Origin of the sequence: Pigmentiphaga litoralis, from assembly GCF_013408655.1 — a bacterium.
GTDB lineage: Bacteria > Pseudomonadota > Gammaproteobacteria > Burkholderiales > Burkholderiaceae_B > Pigmentiphaga > Pigmentiphaga litoralis_A.
This window is the reverse complement of record NZ_JACCBP010000001.1, coordinates 2,245,104-2,262,365: the sequence shown is the minus strand read 5'-3', so window position 1 is coordinate 2,262,365 and position 17,262 is coordinate 2,245,104. Positions and strand designations below refer to the sequence as shown.

Annotated in this window: 18 protein-coding genes; 9 read left to right on the top strand and 9 right to left on the bottom strand. The window is 65.8% G+C overall.

Annotation, left to right across the window (positions count from 1 at the left end; genetic code table 11):
* Nucleotides 1-169 precede the first annotated feature (169 nt).
* The 6 genes from HD883_RS10105 to HD883_RS10080 all read left to right on the top strand — a co-directional run bounded on the left by HD883_RS10105 (nucleotide 170) and on the right by HD883_RS10080 (nucleotide 6,015).
* Nucleotides 170-490 carry an STAS domain-containing protein gene (locus HD883_RS10105; protein ID WP_179585903.1) on the top strand — a complete coding sequence of 107 codons (321 nt, stop codon included), beginning with the start codon at nucleotides 170-172 and terminating at the stop codon, nucleotides 488-490.
* Between the two features lie 224 nt (nucleotides 491-714).
* On the top strand, nucleotides 715-1,281 hold the full coding sequence (locus tag HD883_RS10100; RefSeq protein WP_373563340.1) for an HNH endonuclease: 567 nt from the start codon (nucleotides 715-717) through the stop codon (nucleotides 1,279-1,281).
* Nucleotides 1,282-1,476: 195 nt separating this feature from the next.
* On the top strand, nucleotides 1,477-3,381 hold the full coding sequence (htpG, locus tag HD883_RS10095; protein WP_179585905.1) for a molecular chaperone HtpG: 1,905 nt from the start codon (nucleotides 1,477-1,479) through the stop codon (nucleotides 3,379-3,381).
* The gene (locus HD883_RS10090; RefSeq protein ID WP_257022121.1) at nucleotides 3,378-4,178 is read left to right on the top strand and encodes a spermidine synthase; all 801 of its coding nucleotides are present in this window, start codon (nucleotides 3,378-3,380) and stop codon (nucleotides 4,176-4,178) included. The genes htpG and HD883_RS10090 overlap by 4 nt, the downstream gene beginning before the upstream one ends.
* A gap of 13 nt (nucleotides 4,179-4,191) precedes the next feature.
* Nucleotides 4,192-4,680 (top strand): DNA-deoxyinosine glycosylase, encoded by a 489-nt coding sequence (locus HD883_RS10085; RefSeq protein WP_179585907.1) that lies wholly within the window; start codon nucleotides 4,192-4,194, stop codon nucleotides 4,678-4,680.
* A 165-nt stretch (nucleotides 4,681-4,845) separates the two neighbouring features.
* Nucleotides 4,846-6,015, top strand: a complete 1,170-nt coding sequence (locus tag HD883_RS10080) for a GGDEF domain-containing protein (protein ID WP_179585909.1) — start codon at nucleotides 4,846-4,848, stop codon at nucleotides 6,013-6,015.
* A gap of 188 nt (nucleotides 6,016-6,203) precedes the next feature.
* On the opposite strand, the gene HD883_RS10075 is transcribed toward HD883_RS10080, so the two are convergent.
* The 3 genes from HD883_RS10075 to HD883_RS10065 form a co-directional block, all read right to left on the bottom strand.
* Complete coding sequence (locus HD883_RS10075) at nucleotides 6,204-6,920, bottom strand: carboxymuconolactone decarboxylase family protein (protein ID WP_179588631.1); 717 nt, start codon at nucleotides 6,918-6,920, stop codon at nucleotides 6,204-6,206.
* Between the two features lie 298 nt (nucleotides 6,921-7,218).
* Nucleotides 7,219-7,668 carry a (R)-mandelonitrile lyase gene (locus HD883_RS10070; protein ID WP_179588632.1) on the bottom strand — a complete coding sequence of 150 codons (450 nt, stop codon included), beginning with the start codon at nucleotides 7,666-7,668 and terminating at the stop codon, nucleotides 7,219-7,221.
* Between the two features lie 122 nt (nucleotides 7,669-7,790).
* Nucleotides 7,791-8,222 (bottom strand): (R)-mandelonitrile lyase, encoded by a 432-nt coding sequence (locus HD883_RS10065; protein ID WP_179585911.1) that lies wholly within the window; start codon nucleotides 8,220-8,222, stop codon nucleotides 7,791-7,793.
* A 162-nt stretch (nucleotides 8,223-8,384) separates the two neighbouring features.
* Here HD883_RS10065 and HD883_RS10060 point away from each other — a divergent pair, with 162 nt between their 5' ends.
* A complete protein-coding gene (locus tag HD883_RS10060; RefSeq protein ID WP_179585913.1) occupies nucleotides 8,385-9,320 on the top strand; it encodes a LysR family transcriptional regulator in 936 nt (311 codons plus the stop codon).
* Nucleotides 9,321-9,358: 38 nt separating this feature from the next.
* On the opposite strand, the gene folK is transcribed toward HD883_RS10060, so the two are convergent.
* The 5 genes from folK to HD883_RS10035 form a co-directional block, all read right to left on the bottom strand.
* Nucleotides 9,359-9,823, bottom strand: coding sequence for a 2-amino-4-hydroxy-6-hydroxymethyldihydropteridine diphosphokinase (folK, locus tag HD883_RS10055; RefSeq protein ID WP_179588633.1), 465 nt, complete (start codon nucleotides 9,821-9,823; stop codon nucleotides 9,359-9,361).
* A gap of 123 nt (nucleotides 9,824-9,946) precedes the next feature.
* Nucleotides 9,947-11,350: a polynucleotide adenylyltransferase PcnB gene (pcnB, locus tag HD883_RS10050; RefSeq protein ID WP_179585915.1), complete on the bottom strand. Its 1,404-nt coding sequence runs from the start codon at nucleotides 11,348-11,350 to the stop codon at nucleotides 9,947-9,949.
* Nucleotides 11,347-12,036 (bottom strand): HAD family hydrolase, encoded by a 690-nt coding sequence (locus tag HD883_RS10045; protein ID WP_179585917.1) that lies wholly within the window; start codon nucleotides 12,034-12,036, stop codon nucleotides 11,347-11,349. The genes pcnB and HD883_RS10045 overlap by 4 nt, the downstream gene beginning before the upstream one ends.
* Entirely contained in the window at nucleotides 12,033-12,761 is a 729-nt protein-coding gene (gene hda, locus HD883_RS10040) for a DnaA regulatory inactivator Hda (protein ID WP_179585919.1), read from the bottom strand. The genes HD883_RS10045 and hda overlap by 4 nt, the downstream gene beginning before the upstream one ends.
* A 48-nt stretch (nucleotides 12,762-12,809) precedes the next feature.
* A complete protein-coding gene (locus HD883_RS10035; RefSeq protein ID WP_179585921.1) occupies nucleotides 12,810-13,880 on the bottom strand; it encodes an AI-2E family transporter in 1,071 nt (356 codons plus the stop codon).
* Between the two features lie 115 nt (nucleotides 13,881-13,995).
* On the opposite strand from HD883_RS10035, the gene purM reads away from it, so the two are divergent.
* Nucleotides 13,996-15,045, top strand: coding sequence for a phosphoribosylformylglycinamidine cyclo-ligase (purM, locus tag HD883_RS10030; RefSeq protein ID WP_179585924.1), 1,050 nt, complete (start codon nucleotides 13,996-13,998; stop codon nucleotides 15,043-15,045).
* A gap of 45 nt (nucleotides 15,046-15,090) precedes the next feature.
* On the opposite strand, the gene HD883_RS10025 is transcribed toward purM, so the two are convergent.
* Nucleotides 15,091-15,990, bottom strand: a complete 900-nt coding sequence (locus HD883_RS10025; RefSeq protein ID WP_179585926.1) for a LysR family transcriptional regulator — start codon at nucleotides 15,988-15,990, stop codon at nucleotides 15,091-15,093.
* 104 nt (nucleotides 15,991-16,094) lie between these two features.
* On the opposite strand from HD883_RS10025, the gene HD883_RS10020 reads away from it, so the two are divergent.
* Complete coding sequence (locus HD883_RS10020) at nucleotides 16,095-17,219, top strand: mandelate racemase/muconate lactonizing enzyme family protein (protein WP_179585928.1); 1,125 nt, start codon at nucleotides 16,095-16,097, stop codon at nucleotides 17,217-17,219.
* The last annotated feature ends 43 nt before the right edge of the window (nucleotides 17,220-17,262 follow it).

Below are 17,262 nucleotides of genomic sequence, written 5' to 3'. Positions count from 1 at the left end.
GCAACACCGTTACGAAGGCCATCGCTTCCGATGTCCTTCGAGACCTTATGCCCCCCTCGCGCCCGCCTGCCGGCACTGCCCGTTCTGCTCACGTTCATCGTCACGCTTCTGCTCACGTTCACCCTCACGTTTGTGCCCACGCTGACCTCGCCACGCCGGACCGGCCGGCATGACCCGAGCCGCCGGCGACGCCGAGCGCATCCAGATCGTTGGCGACCTGACGCTGGCCAACGCCATCGACTGGGTGGCCCGCCTTCAGCATGCGATGCATCGTGTCAACGTACTGACGGTCGACCTGTCCGGCATCACCTGCATCGATGCGGCCGGCATCCAGGTGCTGGCCGTGGCGCGGCGTGAAGCCACGGCGCGGGGGCGCAGCCTGATTTTCGATGCGCACAGCCCGGCAGTGCTTGAAGCATTCCGGCTGCTTGGCGTGGACCCGCAGCTGCAGGGCGCCGTGTTCGCCCGGGTGCGCCGGGACGCCGGATAAGCGGCAGCCCGCGCTGTGCCTTTCCCGCCACCCGTGCTGTCTTGTTTCCGTCACGAATGTGCTGTATAAAAATCCAGTGACGTCGCGCGATTACGGCCGGCCCATGCGATCCCGTGCCTCTGGCCCACGCCCGCCTGCCGCCCCAGCGCTGCGCCATGTGTTCCGTACGTTGCTTTGCCGTGCGCCGGATCCCCGCCACGCCAAGTTCGCTCAGGAGACATCTCGTGGCTCACCTCGTCCTCGCGCTCGATATCGCCGGTACCCCGGTGCGCTGGATAGACATCGAAAAGGCCATCTGCCTTCACGTCGCAGGCCGCGTGGCCTGGGAACTGGGCGCCACCAGCGTCACGTTCCGGGGCGGCACGAACCGCTGCACCGGCCTGCCGTCGGTCGCCAGCACCACCAGCATCATTGCCGTGCGCGGCCGCGAATTCCGCGGCGACCGCAGTGCGTCCATCAGCCTGAGCCGCGACCGCCTGTTCTCCCGTGACCACAATGTGTGCGCCTACTGCGGCGGCCACTTCGTGGATACCGACCTGACCATCGAACACGTCACGCCAGAATCGCGCGGCGGCGGCAACCAGTGGGAAAACATCGTCACCGCCTGCCGGTCGTGCAATCAGCGCAAGGCCAACCGCACGCCCGAAGAAGCCAACATGCCGCTGCTGTACCTGCCTTACCGGCCCAACCGGTGGGAAGGCATGATCCTGCGCAATCGCCGCATCCTGGCCGACCAGATGGACTTCCTGCTCACGGGCGTCCCGAAAACCAGCCGGCTGGTGGGGTTGTAAGCCGGCATCCGCCGTATCATGTCGGGCGTCGCGCCTGAACAGATCAGGCTGCGCCGCGTCCCATTCTGCGTCCGCTCCGGTCGACGTCCTGCCTGCGCTTGAATTCGCGGCAGGCGTCCCCATCTCCGAGCGAACCCATTTTTTCCACCCGTCGACACGACACCACTCCCCGTTTTACAGAAGGGAAAAGTTGCCATGAGTCAAACCGCAAACACGACCGAAACGCTGGGCTTTCAGACCGAAGTCAAGCAACTGCTGCAGCTGATGATCCACTCGCTGTACAGCAACAAGGAAATCTTCCTCCGCGAATTGGTATCGAATGCGTCAGACGCCTGCGACAAGTTGCGCTTCGAGGCGATCGATCATCCTGAACTGCTGGAAGGCGCCGGTGAACTGGCCATCCGCATCGGCTTCGACAAGGAAGCCCGCACCATCACGATCGCCGACAACGGCATCGGCATGAGCCGCGACGAAGCCATTGCCAACCTGGGCACGATCGCCCGGTCGGGCACGCGCGAGTTCTTCCAGAACCTGACCGGCGACAAGCAGAAAGACGCCCAGTTGATCGGCCAGTTCGGCGTCGGCTTCTATTCGTCGTTCATCGTGGCCGACCGCGTGTCGGTGGTCAGCCGCCGTGCGGGCGCCGCGGCCGACGAAGCCATCCGCTGGGAATCGGCGGGCGATGGCGAGTTCACGATTTCGCCGGCCGAGAAGGCCCAGCGCGGTACCGAGATCACGCTGCACCTGCGCGACGATGCCGACGAATTCCTGTCGTCGTGGAAGCTGCGCGAAGTGCTGCGCCGCTATTCGGACCACATCTCGCTTCCGATCATCATGAAGAAGGAAGAGTGGGACGCCGAAAAGTCCGAGACCGTGCAGAAGGACGAGGACGAGACGGTGAACCAGGCCAGTGCGCTCTGGACCCGCAGCAAGTCGGACATTACCGACGAGCAGTACACCGAGTTCTACAAGCACGTGGCGCACGACTTTGAAGGCCCGCTGGCCTGGACGCATAACCGTGTCGAAGGCCGCAGCGAATACACGCAACTGCTGTTCGTGCCGAAGCGCGCTCCGTTCGACATGTGGGACCGCAATAAAAAGCATGGCGTGAACCTGTACGTGAAGCGCGTCTTCATCATGGAAGATGCCGAGCAATTGCTGCCGGGCTACCTGCGCTTCGTGCGCGGGATCATCGATTCGGCCGACCTGCCGCTGAACGTGTCGCGCGAAATCCTGCAGGAAAGCCGCGATGTGAAGGCCATCCGCGAAGGCAGCACCAAACGGGTGTTGAGCCTGCTCGAAGACCTGGCTGAAAACAAGCCGGAAGACTACGCCACCTTCTGGACCGCCTTTGGCCAGGTGCTGAAGGAAGGCGTGGGCGAAGACGCGGCGAACATCGAACGTGTCGTCAAGCTGCTGCGCTTTGCATCCACGCATGGCGGGTCCGACGCGCAGACCGTGTCGCTGGCCGACTACGTGGGCCGCTTCAAGGAAGGCCAGGACAAGATCTACTACGTGACGGCCGAAACCTATGCCGCCGCGGCCAACAGCCCGCACCTTGAAATCTTCCGCAAGAAGGGCATCGAAGTGCTGCTGCTGACGGACCGCGTCGACGAATGGATGGTGTCGTTCGTGCGCGAATTCGAAGGCAAGCAACTGGTGTCGATCGCCAAGGGCGGCTTGGACCTGGGCGCGTTGGCCGACGAAGACGACAAGAAGCGCCAGGACGACGTGTCGGAAGAATTCAAGCCGGTGGTCGAACGCCTGAAGACGGCGCTGGGCGAGCAGGTCAAGGACGTGCGCGTCACCTTCCGTTTGGTGGATTCGCCAGCGTGCGTGGTGGTCGATGACCAGGACATGAGCCAGCACCTGCAGCGGCTGCTCAAGGCCGCCGGCCAGCCCGCGCCCGAGTCGCGCCCCATCCTTGAAATCAACCCGGAGCACGCGTTGATCGCGCGCATCCAGAACGCGGCCGACGGCCAGTTCGATGAGTGGGCGCATGTGCTGCTCGATCAGGCCCTGCTTGCCGAAGGCGCATCGCTGGAAGACCCGGCAGCGTTCGTCCGGCGTCTGAACGGTCTGTTGCTGGGCCAGGCTTGAGCCGCGACCGCGCGCCTGCTGCAAGCCGGACGCTCGCCGCCCGACCGGGGCGTCTGGACGTCCCGAACTTTTCGGAAGAAGGCGGCGTGCGCTTCCTTCACTTCGGCACGCCCTGGGTCCAGGGCGCCATGAAAGTGCAGAAGCCGGCGGACCTGGTCCTGGAATACACCCGGCAGATGATGGCCTGGCTGCTGTTCCTGGAACCGCCGGTGGGCGCCGATTCGATCGGCACACTGGGCCTGGGCGCGGGGTCGCTGGTGCGGTACTGCCTGAAGCACACGCCCAGCTCGGTTCACGCCGTTGAATGGAACCCGCAAGTGACCGCGGCATGCCGCGCGTACTTTCGCCTGCCGGCGGAAGGTGACCGTTTCCGGATCACGCATGCCGATGCGGGCGCCTGGGTGGAAGACATCGCCAACCGGGGCACCTGCCCGGTGCTGATGGTGGACTTGTACGACGCCGAGGCGCGCGGCCCGGTCCGGGATTCGGTGGCCTTTTACCAGGCCTGCCGGCGCGTGATCAGCGGGCATAGCCACCAGGCAGGCGTGATGACCGTCAACCTGTTCGGGGCGCATGAAAGCTTTTCGCGCAATCTCGACAACCTGTATGAGGCCTTTGAAGGCCGCATCGTGGTGCTGCCCGAGATGGATGCGGGCAACCGCGTGATGGTGGCGTTTGCCGGGCCGCCCCTCGAAATCACGACCGAAATGCTGCTGGCCCGGGCCGACGTGGTCGAAGCGCAGTACGGCTTGCCGGCCCGCAAGTGGGCGCGGTTCCTGTTGCCGGTGCTGTGCTGACGTCAGGAATGTGATGGTGTCCCTGACCGGCGGCCTTCCTCCGATCATTCCTTCGACGACCCGATTGCTGCTGCTAGGCAGCTTTCCGGGCGTCATCTCTCTCGATCATGCGCGCTACTACGCGCATCCGCGCAACCAGTTCTGGCGGCTGGTCGGCGCCTGCATCGACCAACCCTTGCATGACATGCCGTATGCCGATCGCCTGGCCACGCTGGCCCGGCACGACATCGGCCTGTGGGACATGATTGCGCAGTGCCGCCGCGTCGGCAGCCTGGACGCCGCCGTGAAGGATGCCAGCCTGCATCCGCTGGCTGACTACCTGAAAACGGCTGCGCCGCACTTGCAGAAGATCGGGTTTAACGGCGCCTTGTCGTGGAAGTTGGGGCACCCTTTGGCCGACCATGGCTATGCGGTGTTCAAGCTGCCGTCGTCGTCACCTGCCGCGGCGTCGGTCCGGTTCGACGACAAGCTTGCCGTCTGGAAAGCGATGTTCGCGTCCTGATCCGGCGCGCCCTTCCTTGACGCCCTCGTCGCTGCCGCGCAACGCCAGTCGTCCCACAATCGCGTAAAAGTAAGTCAAAGTGTTGCAAAGCTCGCCTACACTTGCTCGCGGCGCAAAGGCGCGCCTGTCACCGGCGGTCTGATCGCAACGAAGCGAGGGAGGGCAATGGATAGCAAACTGACGTTCAGCGTCCCACGCTGGCGATTGACACGATGGCTTGTGGGCGTCGGCCATGACGTCCCGCACGACGTGCGCGTGGCGTTGATCGGCAGCCTGTTCGGCACCTTGCCGATCTTTGCCGGCGGGGTGCTCAACACGTTGATCGTCTCGACGCTCGGCATGCTGCGGCATCCGTCGCCCTGGTTCGTCGGGTGGCTGGTCCTTGAAATCCTCATTTGCGGAACGCGGCTGGTGGTCTTGCTCCGGGCGCACCGCGCCGCGGCGCAGGGCAAGCCGACGCCCACCGACTTCTACCTGGTGCTGGCCCTGGCCTGGGCGTTCAGCGTCGGGTACGGCGTCTTCATGAGCATGACCAGCGGCGACTGGGTGATCGCCACCATGGCCTGCCTGTCATCGGCCGCCATGGTGGGTGGCATCTGCTTTCGCAACTTCGCGGCGCCCCGGCTGGTCGGCGTCATGATTTTTCTGAGTCTGGGACCGTGCTGCCTGGCGGCCCTGTTCGCGGGCGAGCCGCTGATCCTGGTGACCCTGCTGCAAATTCCCTTCTACCTGTTCAGCATGACCACGGCGTCATACCGGCTCAATTCCATGCTGGTGTCCACCATGCGGGCGGAACGCGAGAATAGCTACCAGGCGCGGCATGACGAACTGACGGGGGTATCGAACCGCGCCGGGCTGCTGGCCGTCATGGCGCACCGCGTGTCGAGCCACGAGCATCATGCTGTCTTCTATCTGGATCTGGATGGCTTCAAGCAGGTGAACGACAGCCGCGGCCACGCCGCCGGTGACCGCCTGCTGCGGATGGTGGCGGATCGGCTGAAGGGGCTGCTCAAGCCCGAAGAGGTGGTCGCCCGGATCGGTGGCGACGAATTCGTGGTAATGACGCGCAGCCCCGATCGTAAAAGCAGTGTGCACTTTGGCGACAGCATCATCGCCGCGGTGTCCTTGCCCTATGACCTGGGCGATGGCGTGCCCGTGGCCATCAGCGGCAGCGTGGGGATCGCGCTGATCCCGGAACATGGCACCGCGACGGAAGAGGTGCTGGCCGCCGCCGACGCCGCGCTGTATGTCGCGAAGTCGCTGGGGAAGGGGCGGTGCGCCGTGGCGGTCGAGAAAGTCGATGCCGGCACGCGGTGGGCGTTGCGCAGCGCGTGAGGCGGCGCGACGGGCGCGGCAGGGCCGATCGAAGCACGGTGTAGCGCGCAGGGGGATGCCGGTGGGCGCTGCGCGTTGCGCAGCGCGTGAGGCGGAGCGACGGGCGCGGCAGGGCCAATCGACGCACGGTGTAGCGCGCAGGGCGCTGTTCCGTGGCGGGCGGCGCCGCCGGGCTGGTCAACGCGCTGCTATTTCGCCTTCGCCGCCAATTGCTTGTCCAGCGCTTCCCGGGTGCGTCGCGCCGGGTCATCACCCACCCGGTCCTGCAGCACGCCGGCCAGCTGGGTCAGCTGCGCGGCGGTGATCCCCACATTCATGCTGATCGCCAGATGCGACTGCAATTGCGATTCCGCGCCTGGCAGGGCGGATAGCATGCCCACGGTCGCCAGTTCCCGGCTCTGCCAGTCCAGGTTGTCCCGGGCGAAGATGTCGCCGAACAGATGGGTTTTCAAGTACTGGTCGATGGCGGGGGCAAAGTCGAACAGCGGACCTTTGACCGGCTGGCCGACCAGGGAGGTCTGGTTCGCCGTGCCTGCCGCGAGCAACGCGTCGCCGGTCGGAATCGGCGCACCCGGCGAGTGGCCCGGCGCGTCGTGGATGCCCCGTTTCTGGCGGCCGTCGACCACCTTCATCAATTCGCCCAACGCATTCAGGCTGCGCGGAAAGCCTGCATAGGCATACACCTGCACCAGGATTTCCTTGGCGTCGCTGATCGTCAGGCCGGCATCCAGCCCCTGGTTCAACGCGTCGTTAAGCCGGGCAATGTCGCCGGCCGCGGCAAATGCGCCGATCGGGACGATGGCCTGCTGGCGGGCGGACAGCGTGTCGGACGGGTCGGGACGGGTGGCCGGGCGGGAGGGGGAGGGGGCGTGGGACGCTGGGGCGGACGTAGCGGGCGTGGACATGGCGTGTGGCGCCGGTTGGGTGGCGTGGGCGGCGGCCAGCGTTGCCAGGGTCAGGCCAAGGCTGACCGCGGCGCGTGTTACGGCGGTGCGGTTTACGGCGGTGCGGACAGCGCTGGGGCGGGGGGTGGGCGGGCACATCGCAGGGGCGCGTAGCGAGCTGCTGCCTGTAGATTCCGTGTCCCCTGCCGCCGCAAGGTCGGTGCTTGTGTCACGCCAGGCGGCGGCAGGGCGGATCGAGGGGGCACGCGTCGCATCCCAGCCGCCCCCGCCCAGGCCGGGCCGGCCGGGCAGGCGTCGTTCAATGGCCATGGTATTGGGCATCGCTGACCTTCTCCATCCAGTTCACATTCTTGCCGTCCCGCGTGCCGGTGACCGCAATGTGGGTCATGCCCGTCGTCGGCGCGGCGCCGTGCCAATGCCGGACGCCCGGCGGGCACCAGACGACGTCGCCGGCGCGGATTTCCTGCACGGGCTTGCCTTCCTCCTGGGTGCGTCCCACCCCCGCCGTCACGACCAGATATTGCCCGGCAGGGTGCGTATGCCAGGCCGAGCGCGCGCCGGGCTCGAACGTGACGTAGCCGCCGCTGGTGTTGATGTCCGCATTGGCGGTCCACTTCGGGTCATAACGCGACCGGCCGGTAAAGAAGTCGGCGGAACCCGGAACGGACGCCTGTGCGCCCGCCCGTGTGATGGTCTGGCCGGTGGACCCTGCCGGGGCGGCGGCAGTGGAAGCACCGGAGCCCCCGATAGCAGCGGAGCCCGTCCGGGCCGCCGGCGCGTTTTCCGCGGGGGTTGCCAGGGCGGCGGGCAGGGCAAGGGTGCAGGCGGCGAGTCGCCAGCCGGCCGTCGTTAACAATGGGAATCGCACGATTAGGCTCCCCTTGCCGAGTCCGCGTTCCGCGGCGGGTTGGACAGATACTGTTCGTCGGTCACCTGTTCCATCCACTCGACATTCTTGCCGTCCAGCGCTTCCTGGATCGCGATATGCGTCATGGCGGTGGTGGGGGATGCGCCATGCCAATGCCGATGCCCGGGCGGGCACCAGATCACGTCGCCCGCGCGGATTTCCACCGTGGCTTCGCCTTCGCATTGCGTCCAGCCGCAGCCGGACGTGACGATCAACGTCTGGCCGAGCGGATGGGTGTGCCAGGCCGACCGGGCGCCCGGCTCGAAGGTGACTGCGGCGCACGACGCGCGAGCCGGCTCGGGCGGACTGTTCAAGGGATCGATGCGGACGGTGCCAGTGAACCACTCGGCCGGCCCCTTCATCGAGGGCTGCGAGCCTGCGCGTTTGAGTTCCATGACTGCTCCTTGCTTGGGGATGCAGTCACTGTATGTGCGCAGGCATTGGTTGATAAGATGGCAAAATCCGCATGCGCTGGTGCATGGCATTCACCAATGCCGCCGGCAAGGATGCCCCTGCACCACCAACCACCACCACTTTCCTCACCCAAGGCCCGCGCCATGAAAGAAAACCTGAACGACCTGCAGGCCTTTGTCATGGTGGCGCGCGAACGCAGCTTTACGCGCGCCGCCGCGCAGCTCGGCATGTCGCGATCCGCGCTTAGCCATGCCATGCTCGCGCTGGAAGCCCGCCTGGGCGTGCGCCTGCTGACGCGCACCACCCGCAGCGTGTCGACGACCGAGGCCGGCGCGCGGCTGCTGGCAACGCTGGTGCCGCGCCTGGATGACATTGAACAGGCGCTGGGGTCGCTCAGCGCGCTGCGCGACAAGCCGGCGGGTACCGTACGCATCACCGCGCATGACCACGCGATCGTCAATTTCCTGTGGCCGCGTTTGCGGCCGCTGCTGCGTCAGTACCCCGACATCCAGATCGAGTTCAGTGTGGACTACGCGTTTACCGACATTGCCGCGGAGCGCTTCGACGCGGGCGTGCGGGTGGGCGACCGGGTGGACAAGGACATGATCGCAGTCCGCATTGCGCCGGAACTGCGCATGGCGGTAGCCGGGTCACCGGGCTATCTGGAGGGCAGGGCGCATCCCACCCTGCCGCAAGACCTGACCGACCACTGCTGCATCAACTTGCGGCTGCCAACCCATGGCGGCCTGTATGCCTGGGACTTTGAAAAAGACGGCCAGGAACTGAATGTACGGGTGACCGGGCAGACCGTGTTCAACAACACCTTCCTGATGTTGCAGGCGGCGCTGGACGGCATGGGCCTGGCCTTCGTGCCCTACGACCTGGTGCGGCCGCACGTGGAAACGGGCCGCCTGGTGTCCTTGCTGGAAGATTGGTGCCCGGTGTTTCCGGGCTATCACCTGTACTACGCCAACCGGCGGCAGATCTCGCCGGCGCTGGCGCTGGTGATCGACGCATTGCGATATCAAGAAGGGCAGGACAAGGAGCGCACGTCCGGGTCGCCCTACGCGGTGCCGTAAGCGCCCGCATGGGCCGGCAAGCCCCGTCTGCAATGCGATCAGATCGCCTCGACGTCCTGCGCGGCGCACTGCCGCAGCAAACTCGCCACGTCGCCTTGCGGCAGACGCAAGGCCGGATCCAGATCGGTTAAGGGGGCCAAGACGAAGGCACGTTCATGCATGCGCGGATGCGGGATCACCAGCCGTGGCGTGTCCAGGACGACGTCATCGAACAGCAGCAGGTCCAGGTCCAGCGTGCGGGGCGCGTTGCGATAGGGACGTTCGCGGCCGTGGGTGTTCTCGATGCGTTGCAGGGTATCCAGCAAAGCCAGCGGCGACAGCGTGGTGATCACGCGAGCCGCGGCATTGATGTACGGCGGCCCGCTGGAGTCGATCGGTGCGGTGCGAAAAAAGCGTGACACCGTCACCGCCGACACGCCGTCGGCCTGGGTCAGGTCCCGCACGGCGGCCTGCAAGGTGGCGATGGCATCGCCCAGGTTCGCCCCAAGGCCTATCCAGGCCATGTGCGCACCCTCGGGTGTCTGCTGGCCGCCAGCCGCGATCGCTTCATCCAGGCCGGGGTCGCCAGGCGTTTTGGCTTGGCCTGCCTGGCCAGCCGGGCCAGCCTCGTCAGCCATCGACTTGCCTTACTCCGCAGCCGGTGCGGCGCCGCCCGAGTCCGGGCCGGCCGATTCGGCGCGGGGCTTGTTGTTGCTGCGGCGCTTGCGGCGCGGCTTGGTCGACGCTTCGCCAGCCGGGCGCGGCTGGCGGGCGGCGTCGTCCAGCATGGCCGCGCGGGTCGAATCATCGGCGTCGGCCAGGTCCATCCACCACTGCGCCAGGTCGCTGTCGACTTCGCCGGCGGCGGCGCGCAGGTGCAGGAAATCACACGCGGCGCGAAAGCGCGGTTGTTCGATCATGCGCCAGGCGGTCTTGCCCAGGCGCCGTTCGAAGCGCGGCTGCATGAACCAGATCTCGCGCATGTCGGACACGAAGCGCCGCTGGATCGCCAGCTTTTCGGTCTGGTCATCCAGCACGGAATCCACGGCCAGGCCCAGTGCCTGCATCGGCACTTCACCCTGTTCGCGGAACTGCATCCAGCGCACATGCACCTGCTGCCAGAGCAAGGCGGCAAACAGGAAGCTGGGGCTGACGGACTTGCCGGCGCGCACGCGCTGGTCGGTGCGTTCCAGCGCCAGCTCGACAAACCGCTCGCCGCCCGGCTGGTCCAGCACGACGTCCAGCAGCGGCAGCATGCCCTTGTGCAGGCCTTGCTTTTGCAGCTGGCGCAGACAGTTCATGGCATGACCGCAGGTCAGCATCTTCAGCATTTCGTCGAACAGACGCGATGCCGGCACGTTTTCGATCAGGCCCGCCATCTCGCGGATCGGCGCCAGCGTGGCCGGTGCGATCGTGCATTCAAGCTTGGCGGCGAAGCGCATGCCGCGCAGCATGCGGACCGGGTCTTCGCGATAGCGCTTGGCCGCGTCGCCAATGATGCTGACGGTGCGGTTCTTCAGATCCGCCACGCCGTTGTGGTAGTCGATGACGATCTCGGTGGCCGGATCGTAGTACAGCGCGTTCAACGTGAAGTCGCGCCGCGCGGCATCTTCTTCCAGCGTGCCGAACACGTTGTCACGCAGGATGCGGCCGTGTTCGTCGGTGGTCTGTTCCACGGAGCTGGCCGCGCGGAAGGTCGACGTTTCGATGATTTCCTGGCCGAACACCACGTGGACCAGCCTGAAGCGGCGGCCGATGATGCGAGCGCGGCGAAACAGCGGCTGGATCTGTTCGGGCGTCGCGTTGGTCGCGATGTCGAAGTCCTTGGGCTGCGCGCCGGCGATCAGGTCACGCACCGCGCCGCCGACGATATAGGCTTCGAAGCCGGCTTCGTGCAACGTGTCGCAGACCTTGATGGCGTGGCGCGACACCAGGCGGCGGTCGATGCCGTGCTGGCTTTGCGGGACACGCAAGGGGGCGTGCCGCTTGACGCCCAGGATCGGACGCGCGGCGCGCGGCGAAAACAGCTTGCTGATGAGTTTTCTGATCATGCGAACAAATCCGTGATGCGCCAGTTCCGTTCTTGCGCCAGCGCGCGCAGGGTGGCCGAGGGGTTGGTGGCGACCGGGGTGGTCACGACCTCAAGCAGCGGGACGTCGTTCATGGAATCGCTGTAGAAGATCGACTCGTCGAACGAGGCGAGGTCTCGACCCAGGGTCTTCAGCCAGGCGTCGACCCGGGTGACCTTGCCCTCGCGGAAGCAGGCGGTGCCGACGAAACGTCCAGTGTAGCGGCCGTTCACATATTCGGGGTCGGTGGCGAGCAGATGTGTGATGCCAAACGCACGCACGATGGGGCCGACCACGAAGGAATTGGTCGACGTGGCCACCACGCACAGGTCGCCGGCTTCAAGGTGACTGCGCACCAGGTCGATCGCCTGCGGTGTGATCGCCGGACGAATCACCTCGGCCATGAACGTTTCATGCCACTTCGCCAGGTCATAAGGGGTGTTGCGCGCCAGCATCCCGAGCATGAACTCGGCCGACTCGGTGGCGGACAGCTTGCCTTCGTCATACCGCTGCATGATGGCGTCGTTGGTGGCGCGGGCCGTGGCGGGGTCGCCATTGTGACCATTGCGGGCCAGGAAATCAGCCCAGTGATAGTCGCTGTCCAGCGGCAACAGGGTGTGGTCCAGATCGAACAGCGCGAGCCGGGTGGGCGCTTGGGTAGGAGTCATGACAACGTCGGTGGAGGAGAATCGGGGTTGGAGGGTTCGGGCTGCTCTGCCAGCATGGCGCGCAGCAGCGGAACGGTGATGGGGCGCTTGGCCGCCAGGGAATAGCGATCGAGCGCGTCGACCAATGCCGACAGCCGCCGCATGTCGCGATCGACGTGGGTGATGACCCAGTTCAGCACATCCGGGGCCAGCTGCATGCCCCGGCTGGCGGCCTGCCGGCCCAGCGCCGCCATCTTGTCGGCGTCCGACAGGGCATCGAGGCGGAACACCAGGTCCCAGCCCAGTCGCGTGCGCAGGTCTTCGCGCAACTGCATCTGGTGGGGCGCCGTATCGCCGGCCACGACCAGCGACAGGGCATGTTCGGTGGCGGCCGATTCGCGCCACCGGTTGTACAGCGCGAACACGCAGGCCTGGCGGGCGTCGTCCATGGCGTGCAGATCGTCGATCGCCACGCGCCGCAGCAGGGCATGGCCGGCATCGCCATCGGCCACCGCCTGGAAGGTGTTGATGGGCGCGTCGTTGTCCAGATAGATGGCGTCGGCCGAGTCCGCCACCATGGCGCGCAGCAGATGCGTGCGCCCCGACGCCGCCGGTCCCCACAGGTACACCGCCCGCCCCGACGGCAGCGCGCGCAGCGCCGCCAGCGCCTCGGCATTCGGGCCGGGCACGTAGTTCTCGAGCGATGGCGCCTGCGCGGGCAGGACGTCGAGTAAGAGCTGCTTCATCGGGCTCTGCAAGGGGGACGTCGGGAAAAGCAAGGCAGCGTCATGGCGTCAGGGCGTCTGCCGGTAGAAATCGCTGCTCAGGTAGCTGCGACGCACGCGCCGCAACGCCACCAGCAAGATCGCGCTGGCCGGCAGCGCCAGCAGCACGCCAAAGAATCCAAAGACTTCACCAAACACCAGCAAGGCCAGCAACACGGCCAGCGGATGCAGGCCGATCCGCTCGCCCACCAGGCGCGGTGTCAGGTAGAAACTTTCCACGGTCTGGCCAATGCCATAGACCACGGCCACCGCCACCACACCGTAGGCGCCGTCGAACTGCAGCATGGCGGACACCATGGCAAGGAACAGGCCCAGCGCGAACCCCAGATAGGGAATGAACACCAGCAGGCCGGTCAGCGTGCCGACCGGCAGGGCGCTGTCGAAGCCGGCAATGGCCAGCCCGGCGCTGTACAGCACGGCCAGGATCAGCATAACCAGCAACTGGCCGCGCAGGAACTGCGACATCAGTTCATCGATTTCGGCCACCATGACGCGGATGCGCAGGTGCCAGCGGCGGGGCACGACGCGGTCCAGGCGGTCCAGCAGCTGATGCCAGTCCAGCAGCAGGTAGAACAGCACGAAGGGCGTCAGGAACATGTTGGTGACGAAGTTCAGCATCGCGCCGCCGCCCAGCTTGACATAACTGAGGGCCACCGCGGCCATGTCCTGATGGCCGGCCAGCACGTCCTGCGTCAGCTTGCCCAGGCTGTTGGCCGTGACCTTGAGTTCCAGGCCGAACCAGCGCTTGAGCTGCGGTCCGTACGATTCGCGCAGGCGATCCAGCCAGACCGGCAATTGCGCAATGACCTGGGTGACCTCGTGCTGAACGAGCGGCACCAGAATCAGCACTAGAATGATCACGGTCAGGAACAGGCCGGTCATCATGACCAGCACCGCCGCCCAGCGCGGAAAACGGTGCTGTTCCAGCAAATCGACACCCGGCGCCAGCAGATAGCCAAGAATCCCGGCCAGCAGGAAGGGGGTAAGCACCGGCGACAGGAAGTACATCATCAGCAAAAGGGCCAGACCCAACAAAGTCCAGCCCAATGCCTGCAAACGCCGCGTCGGAGTATCGATCATCGTAAAATTATAGCTTTGGGGCGCGTAATAACCGGTATTTTTCGTTTTTCACGCCCCCGGTCGCCACTCCCGCTTAAACTCGCAGGCGTTCCTTTTCACTTCTTCTGGTTATTCCATGTCCGAACAGCAACCTAGCGCTTCTTCCTTAACCTACCGCGACGCCGGAGTCGATATCGATGCCGGCGACGCCCTGGTCGAGCGCATCAAGCCACTGGCCAAGCGCACGATGCGCGAAGGCGTGCTGGCGGGCATTGGCGGTTTCGGCGCCCTGTTCGAAGTCCCGAAGAAGTATCGCGAACCCGTGCTGGTGTCCGGCACCGACGGCGTGGGTACCAAGCTGCGCCTGGCGTTTTCGTGGAACAAGCACGACACGGTCGGCATCGATCTGGTCGCCATGAGCGTGAACGACATTCTGGTGCAAGGCGCCGAACCGTTGTTTTTCCTCGACTATTTTGCGTGCGGCCGCCTGTCGGTCGACACGGCCGCCACCGTGATCGGCGGTATTGCCCAAGGTTGCGAGCTGGCCGGTTGCGCCCTGATCGGCGGTGAAACGGCCGAAATGCCCGGCATGTACCCCGACGGCGAATACGACCTGGCCGGCTTTGCCGTTGGCGCGGTCGAAAAGTCGCTGGCCATCGACGGCAGCAAGATCCAGCCCGGCGACGTGGTGCTGGGCCTGGCTTCCAGCGGCGCGCATTCGAACGGCTATTCGCTGGTCCGCAAGATCATCGACCGTGCGGGCGCCACGCCCGATACCGACTTCCACGGCCAGGCGCTGCGTGACGTCGTGATGGCGCCGACCCGCATTTACGTCAAGCCGGTGCTGCAGGCGATCGCCAAGCACGAGATCAAGGGCCTGGCCCACATTACCGGCGGCGGCCTGCTGGACAACGTGCCGCGCATTCTGCGCCCCGGCCTGAGCGCCACCCTGCACCGCGACGCCTGGAAGATGCCCGACCTGTTCACCTGGCTGCAGGCCCAGGGCGGCGTGGCCGACAACGAAATGCACCGCGTCTTCAACTGCGGCATCGGCATGGTGATCGTGGTCGGCGCGCAAGAAGCCGACGCCGTGATCGCTACGCTGCGCGCGGCCGGTGAAACCGTGGACCGGATTGGCGAGATCGTTGATCAAGCTGCCGACGCGCCGCAGACGACCGTGGTGTAAAGGCCCCGGCCTGTCGGCCATGTAGACAAAAACCCGCCACCTGAATCAGGGGCGGGTTTTTTGTTGTTGGCGCGCCTCGGGAATGCTGTCCAGATGCGCGTGCAGCGCATCCGCCAGCGGCGATCTTGGCGACCCCCGCACCCACACCATGCCCACCTGGCGCGACGGGCAGGGCGCGGGCAGTGGCCACCGGCGCACCCGGGGATCGGGCGACCCCAGTCCCGGCCAATCCGGCAACACGGACACGCCGAAGCCTTCCGCCACCAACTGGGCGATGTGCTCGATGCCATCCAGCTCGAACTGCACTTTGGTGCGGATGCCCTGGCGCCGCAGATAGTCATCCGCCATCTTGCCCGCCACGACCTTGCGGTCGTACTGGATGAAGGGGTGGCGCGCGATCGTCAGCAGAGGGTCGGTAACGCGCATCCGGGCTGGCGTCAGCAGGATCAGCGGTTCGTCACGGATCGGTGTCCAGCCGCAAGTCTTGGGCAACTCGAAAGCCGGATGCACCAGGATCGCCGCATCCAGACTGCCGTCCTGCACCCGTCCCAGCAGCAGCGACGACGTGCCCGGCTCGACATAAATCTGGATGTCCGGGTAGACGTGCATCCATCGCCGCATCAACGGCGGCAGCAATCCCGTCAATGCGGTCGGCGTCGCGCCCAGCCGGAGCGGACCCGCGGGCAGTCCCGTGTCGGACGCGGCGGACCGCAGGGTCTGCACGCCTTCCAGCAACTGCTTTGCGTGATCCACGATCCGCGCACCGGCTACGGTGGGCTTGACCGTTCGCCCTGCCCGCATCAACAGCCGCGAGCCCAGGTCGGCTTCCAGCGCACGGATCTGCTGGGCCACCGTCGTGGGGGCCAGATCCAGCCGGCGCGCCGCGTCCGCAATCGAACCCGACTCGACCACCGTCACGAAGCTTTCAAGAAAACGCATGTCCATGAACACGGATTTTACGTGTTCTGAAACCGCGATCGAGAGGTTTTTTTGCGGGGTGAAGCGTCGCATAGTGGCGTCATTGCAGGCATTCATCCACAGGAGACCCCATGGCGATTATCCAATCCATCGACGTATGCGTGGCGCGCGTCCCGCTCGACAAAGTGACCTATCTGGCCAACCGGACCGTGACGGACCGCCACTATGGCCTGGTCAAGGTGCGCAGTTCCGACGGCGTGGAAGGCATCGGCTTCTGCTACGTGGGCAACCAGGCGGGCGAGATCTTTCGTGTCGCCGTCGAACAGTTGCTGGCCCCCGTCCTGATAGGCCGTGATTCATTGGCCGTGGAAGGGCTGTGGAAGGACATGTACCAGGAATCCCTGCTGCAAGGGCGGATGGGCACCGTCATGCGGGCACTCAGCGCACTCGACATTGCGCTATGGGACCTGAACGCCCGCACCGCCAACCTGCCCCTGCACAAGTACCTGGGCGCCGTCGAACTCGACACCGTGCCGGCCTACGCGAGCGGCGGCTATTACGTCGATGGCAAGACCGCGGAACAGCTCGGTGAAGAGATGGCCGGCTTCGTGGAACTCGGCTTCAAGGCCGTCAAGATGAAGACGGGGCGTTTGTCACCCTCGGGCGAAGAAGCACGCGTGCGGGCAGCACGCGACGCCGTGGGGGACGATGTCGAACTGATGCTCGATTGCAATAACGGCTGGGTCGACACGGTGCAAGCCATGGAATACCTGCGCCGCATGGAGCCGTTCAATCCGTACTTCATAGAAGAACCCTTCAGCCCCGACGACGTGGAAAGCCACGCCCGCCTGGCCAAGCTGACCCGCATCCCGGTTGCCACCGCCGAGATCGGCTACGGCCGCTGGTATCACAAGCAACTGCTGGACATGGGCGCCGCCGCGATCCTGCAGACGGATGCGGCAGTGTGCGGCGGGATCACCGAATTCAAGCGCATCGCCGCCATGGCCGCGGGGTATGGCGTCCAGATGTGCCCGCACTGGTTCCACGACATCCACGCGCCCCTGGTGGCCGCGACGCCCAACGCCCGTTATGTCGAGTTCTTCTGGGACGACCAGGTGCTGAATTTCCGCCGCCTGGTCGATCGCCAGCTGGAACACAAGGACGGCCGCGTGATCCTGCACCAGACGCCAGGCCTGGGCTTCAACTTTGACGACACGCAGATCGGGAAATACGGCCGCTGGACGACGGTGGCGTGACGGCCGCGGCTTGAGGTCGGCGGCTTGAGGTCGGCGGCTTGAA

What these genes read in the sequence shown, in the direction of transcription:
- pcnB (WP_179585915.1), bottom strand. Translation starts at nt 11,350, where the DNA reads ATGATCAGAAAACTCATCAGCAAGCTGTTTTCGCCGCGCGCCGCGCGT.
- HD883_RS10025 (WP_179585926.1), bottom strand. Translation starts at nt 15,990, where the DNA reads ATGGACATGCGTTTTCTTGAAAGCTTCGTGACGGTGGTCGAGTCGGGT.
- purM (WP_179585924.1), top strand. Translation starts at nt 13,996, where the DNA reads ATGTCCGAACAGCAACCTAGCGCTTCTTCCTTAACCTACCGCGACGCC.
- htpG (WP_179585905.1), top strand. Translation starts at nt 1,477, where the DNA reads ATGAGTCAAACCGCAAACACGACCGAAACGCTGGGCTTTCAGACCGAA.
- HD883_RS10035 (WP_179585921.1), bottom strand. Translation starts at nt 13,880, where the DNA reads ATGATCGATACTCCGACGCGGCGTTTGCAGGCATTGGGCTGGACTTTG.
- HD883_RS10075 (WP_179588631.1), bottom strand. Translation starts at nt 6,920, where the DNA reads ATGTCCACGCCCGCTACGTCCGCCCCAGCGTCCCACGCCCCCTCCCCC.
- HD883_RS10020 (WP_179585928.1), top strand. Translation starts at nt 16,095, where the DNA reads ATGGCGATTATCCAATCCATCGACGTATGCGTGGCGCGCGTCCCGCTC.
- hda (WP_179585919.1), bottom strand. Translation starts at nt 12,761, where the DNA reads ATGAAGCAGCTCTTACTCGACGTCCTGCCCGCGCAGGCGCCATCGCTC.
- folK (WP_179588633.1), bottom strand. Translation starts at nt 9,823, where the DNA reads ATGGCCTGGATAGGCCTTGGGGCGAACCTGGGCGATGCCATCGCCACC.
- HD883_RS10080 (WP_179585909.1), top strand. Translation starts at nt 4,846, where the DNA reads ATGGATAGCAAACTGACGTTCAGCGTCCCACGCTGGCGATTGACACGA.
- HD883_RS10105 (WP_179585903.1), top strand. Translation starts at nt 170, where the DNA reads ATGACCCGAGCCGCCGGCGACGCCGAGCGCATCCAGATCGTTGGCGAC.
- HD883_RS10085 (WP_179585907.1), top strand. Translation starts at nt 4,192, where the DNA reads ATGGTGTCCCTGACCGGCGGCCTTCCTCCGATCATTCCTTCGACGACC.
- HD883_RS10060 (WP_179585913.1), top strand. Translation starts at nt 8,385, where the DNA reads ATGAAAGAAAACCTGAACGACCTGCAGGCCTTTGTCATGGTGGCGCGC.
- HD883_RS10065 (WP_179585911.1), bottom strand. Translation starts at nt 8,222, where the DNA reads ATGGAACTCAAACGCGCAGGCTCGCAGCCCTCGATGAAGGGGCCGGCC.
- HD883_RS10045 (WP_179585917.1), bottom strand. Translation starts at nt 12,036, where the DNA reads ATGACTCCTACCCAAGCGCCCACCCGGCTCGCGCTGTTCGATCTGGAC.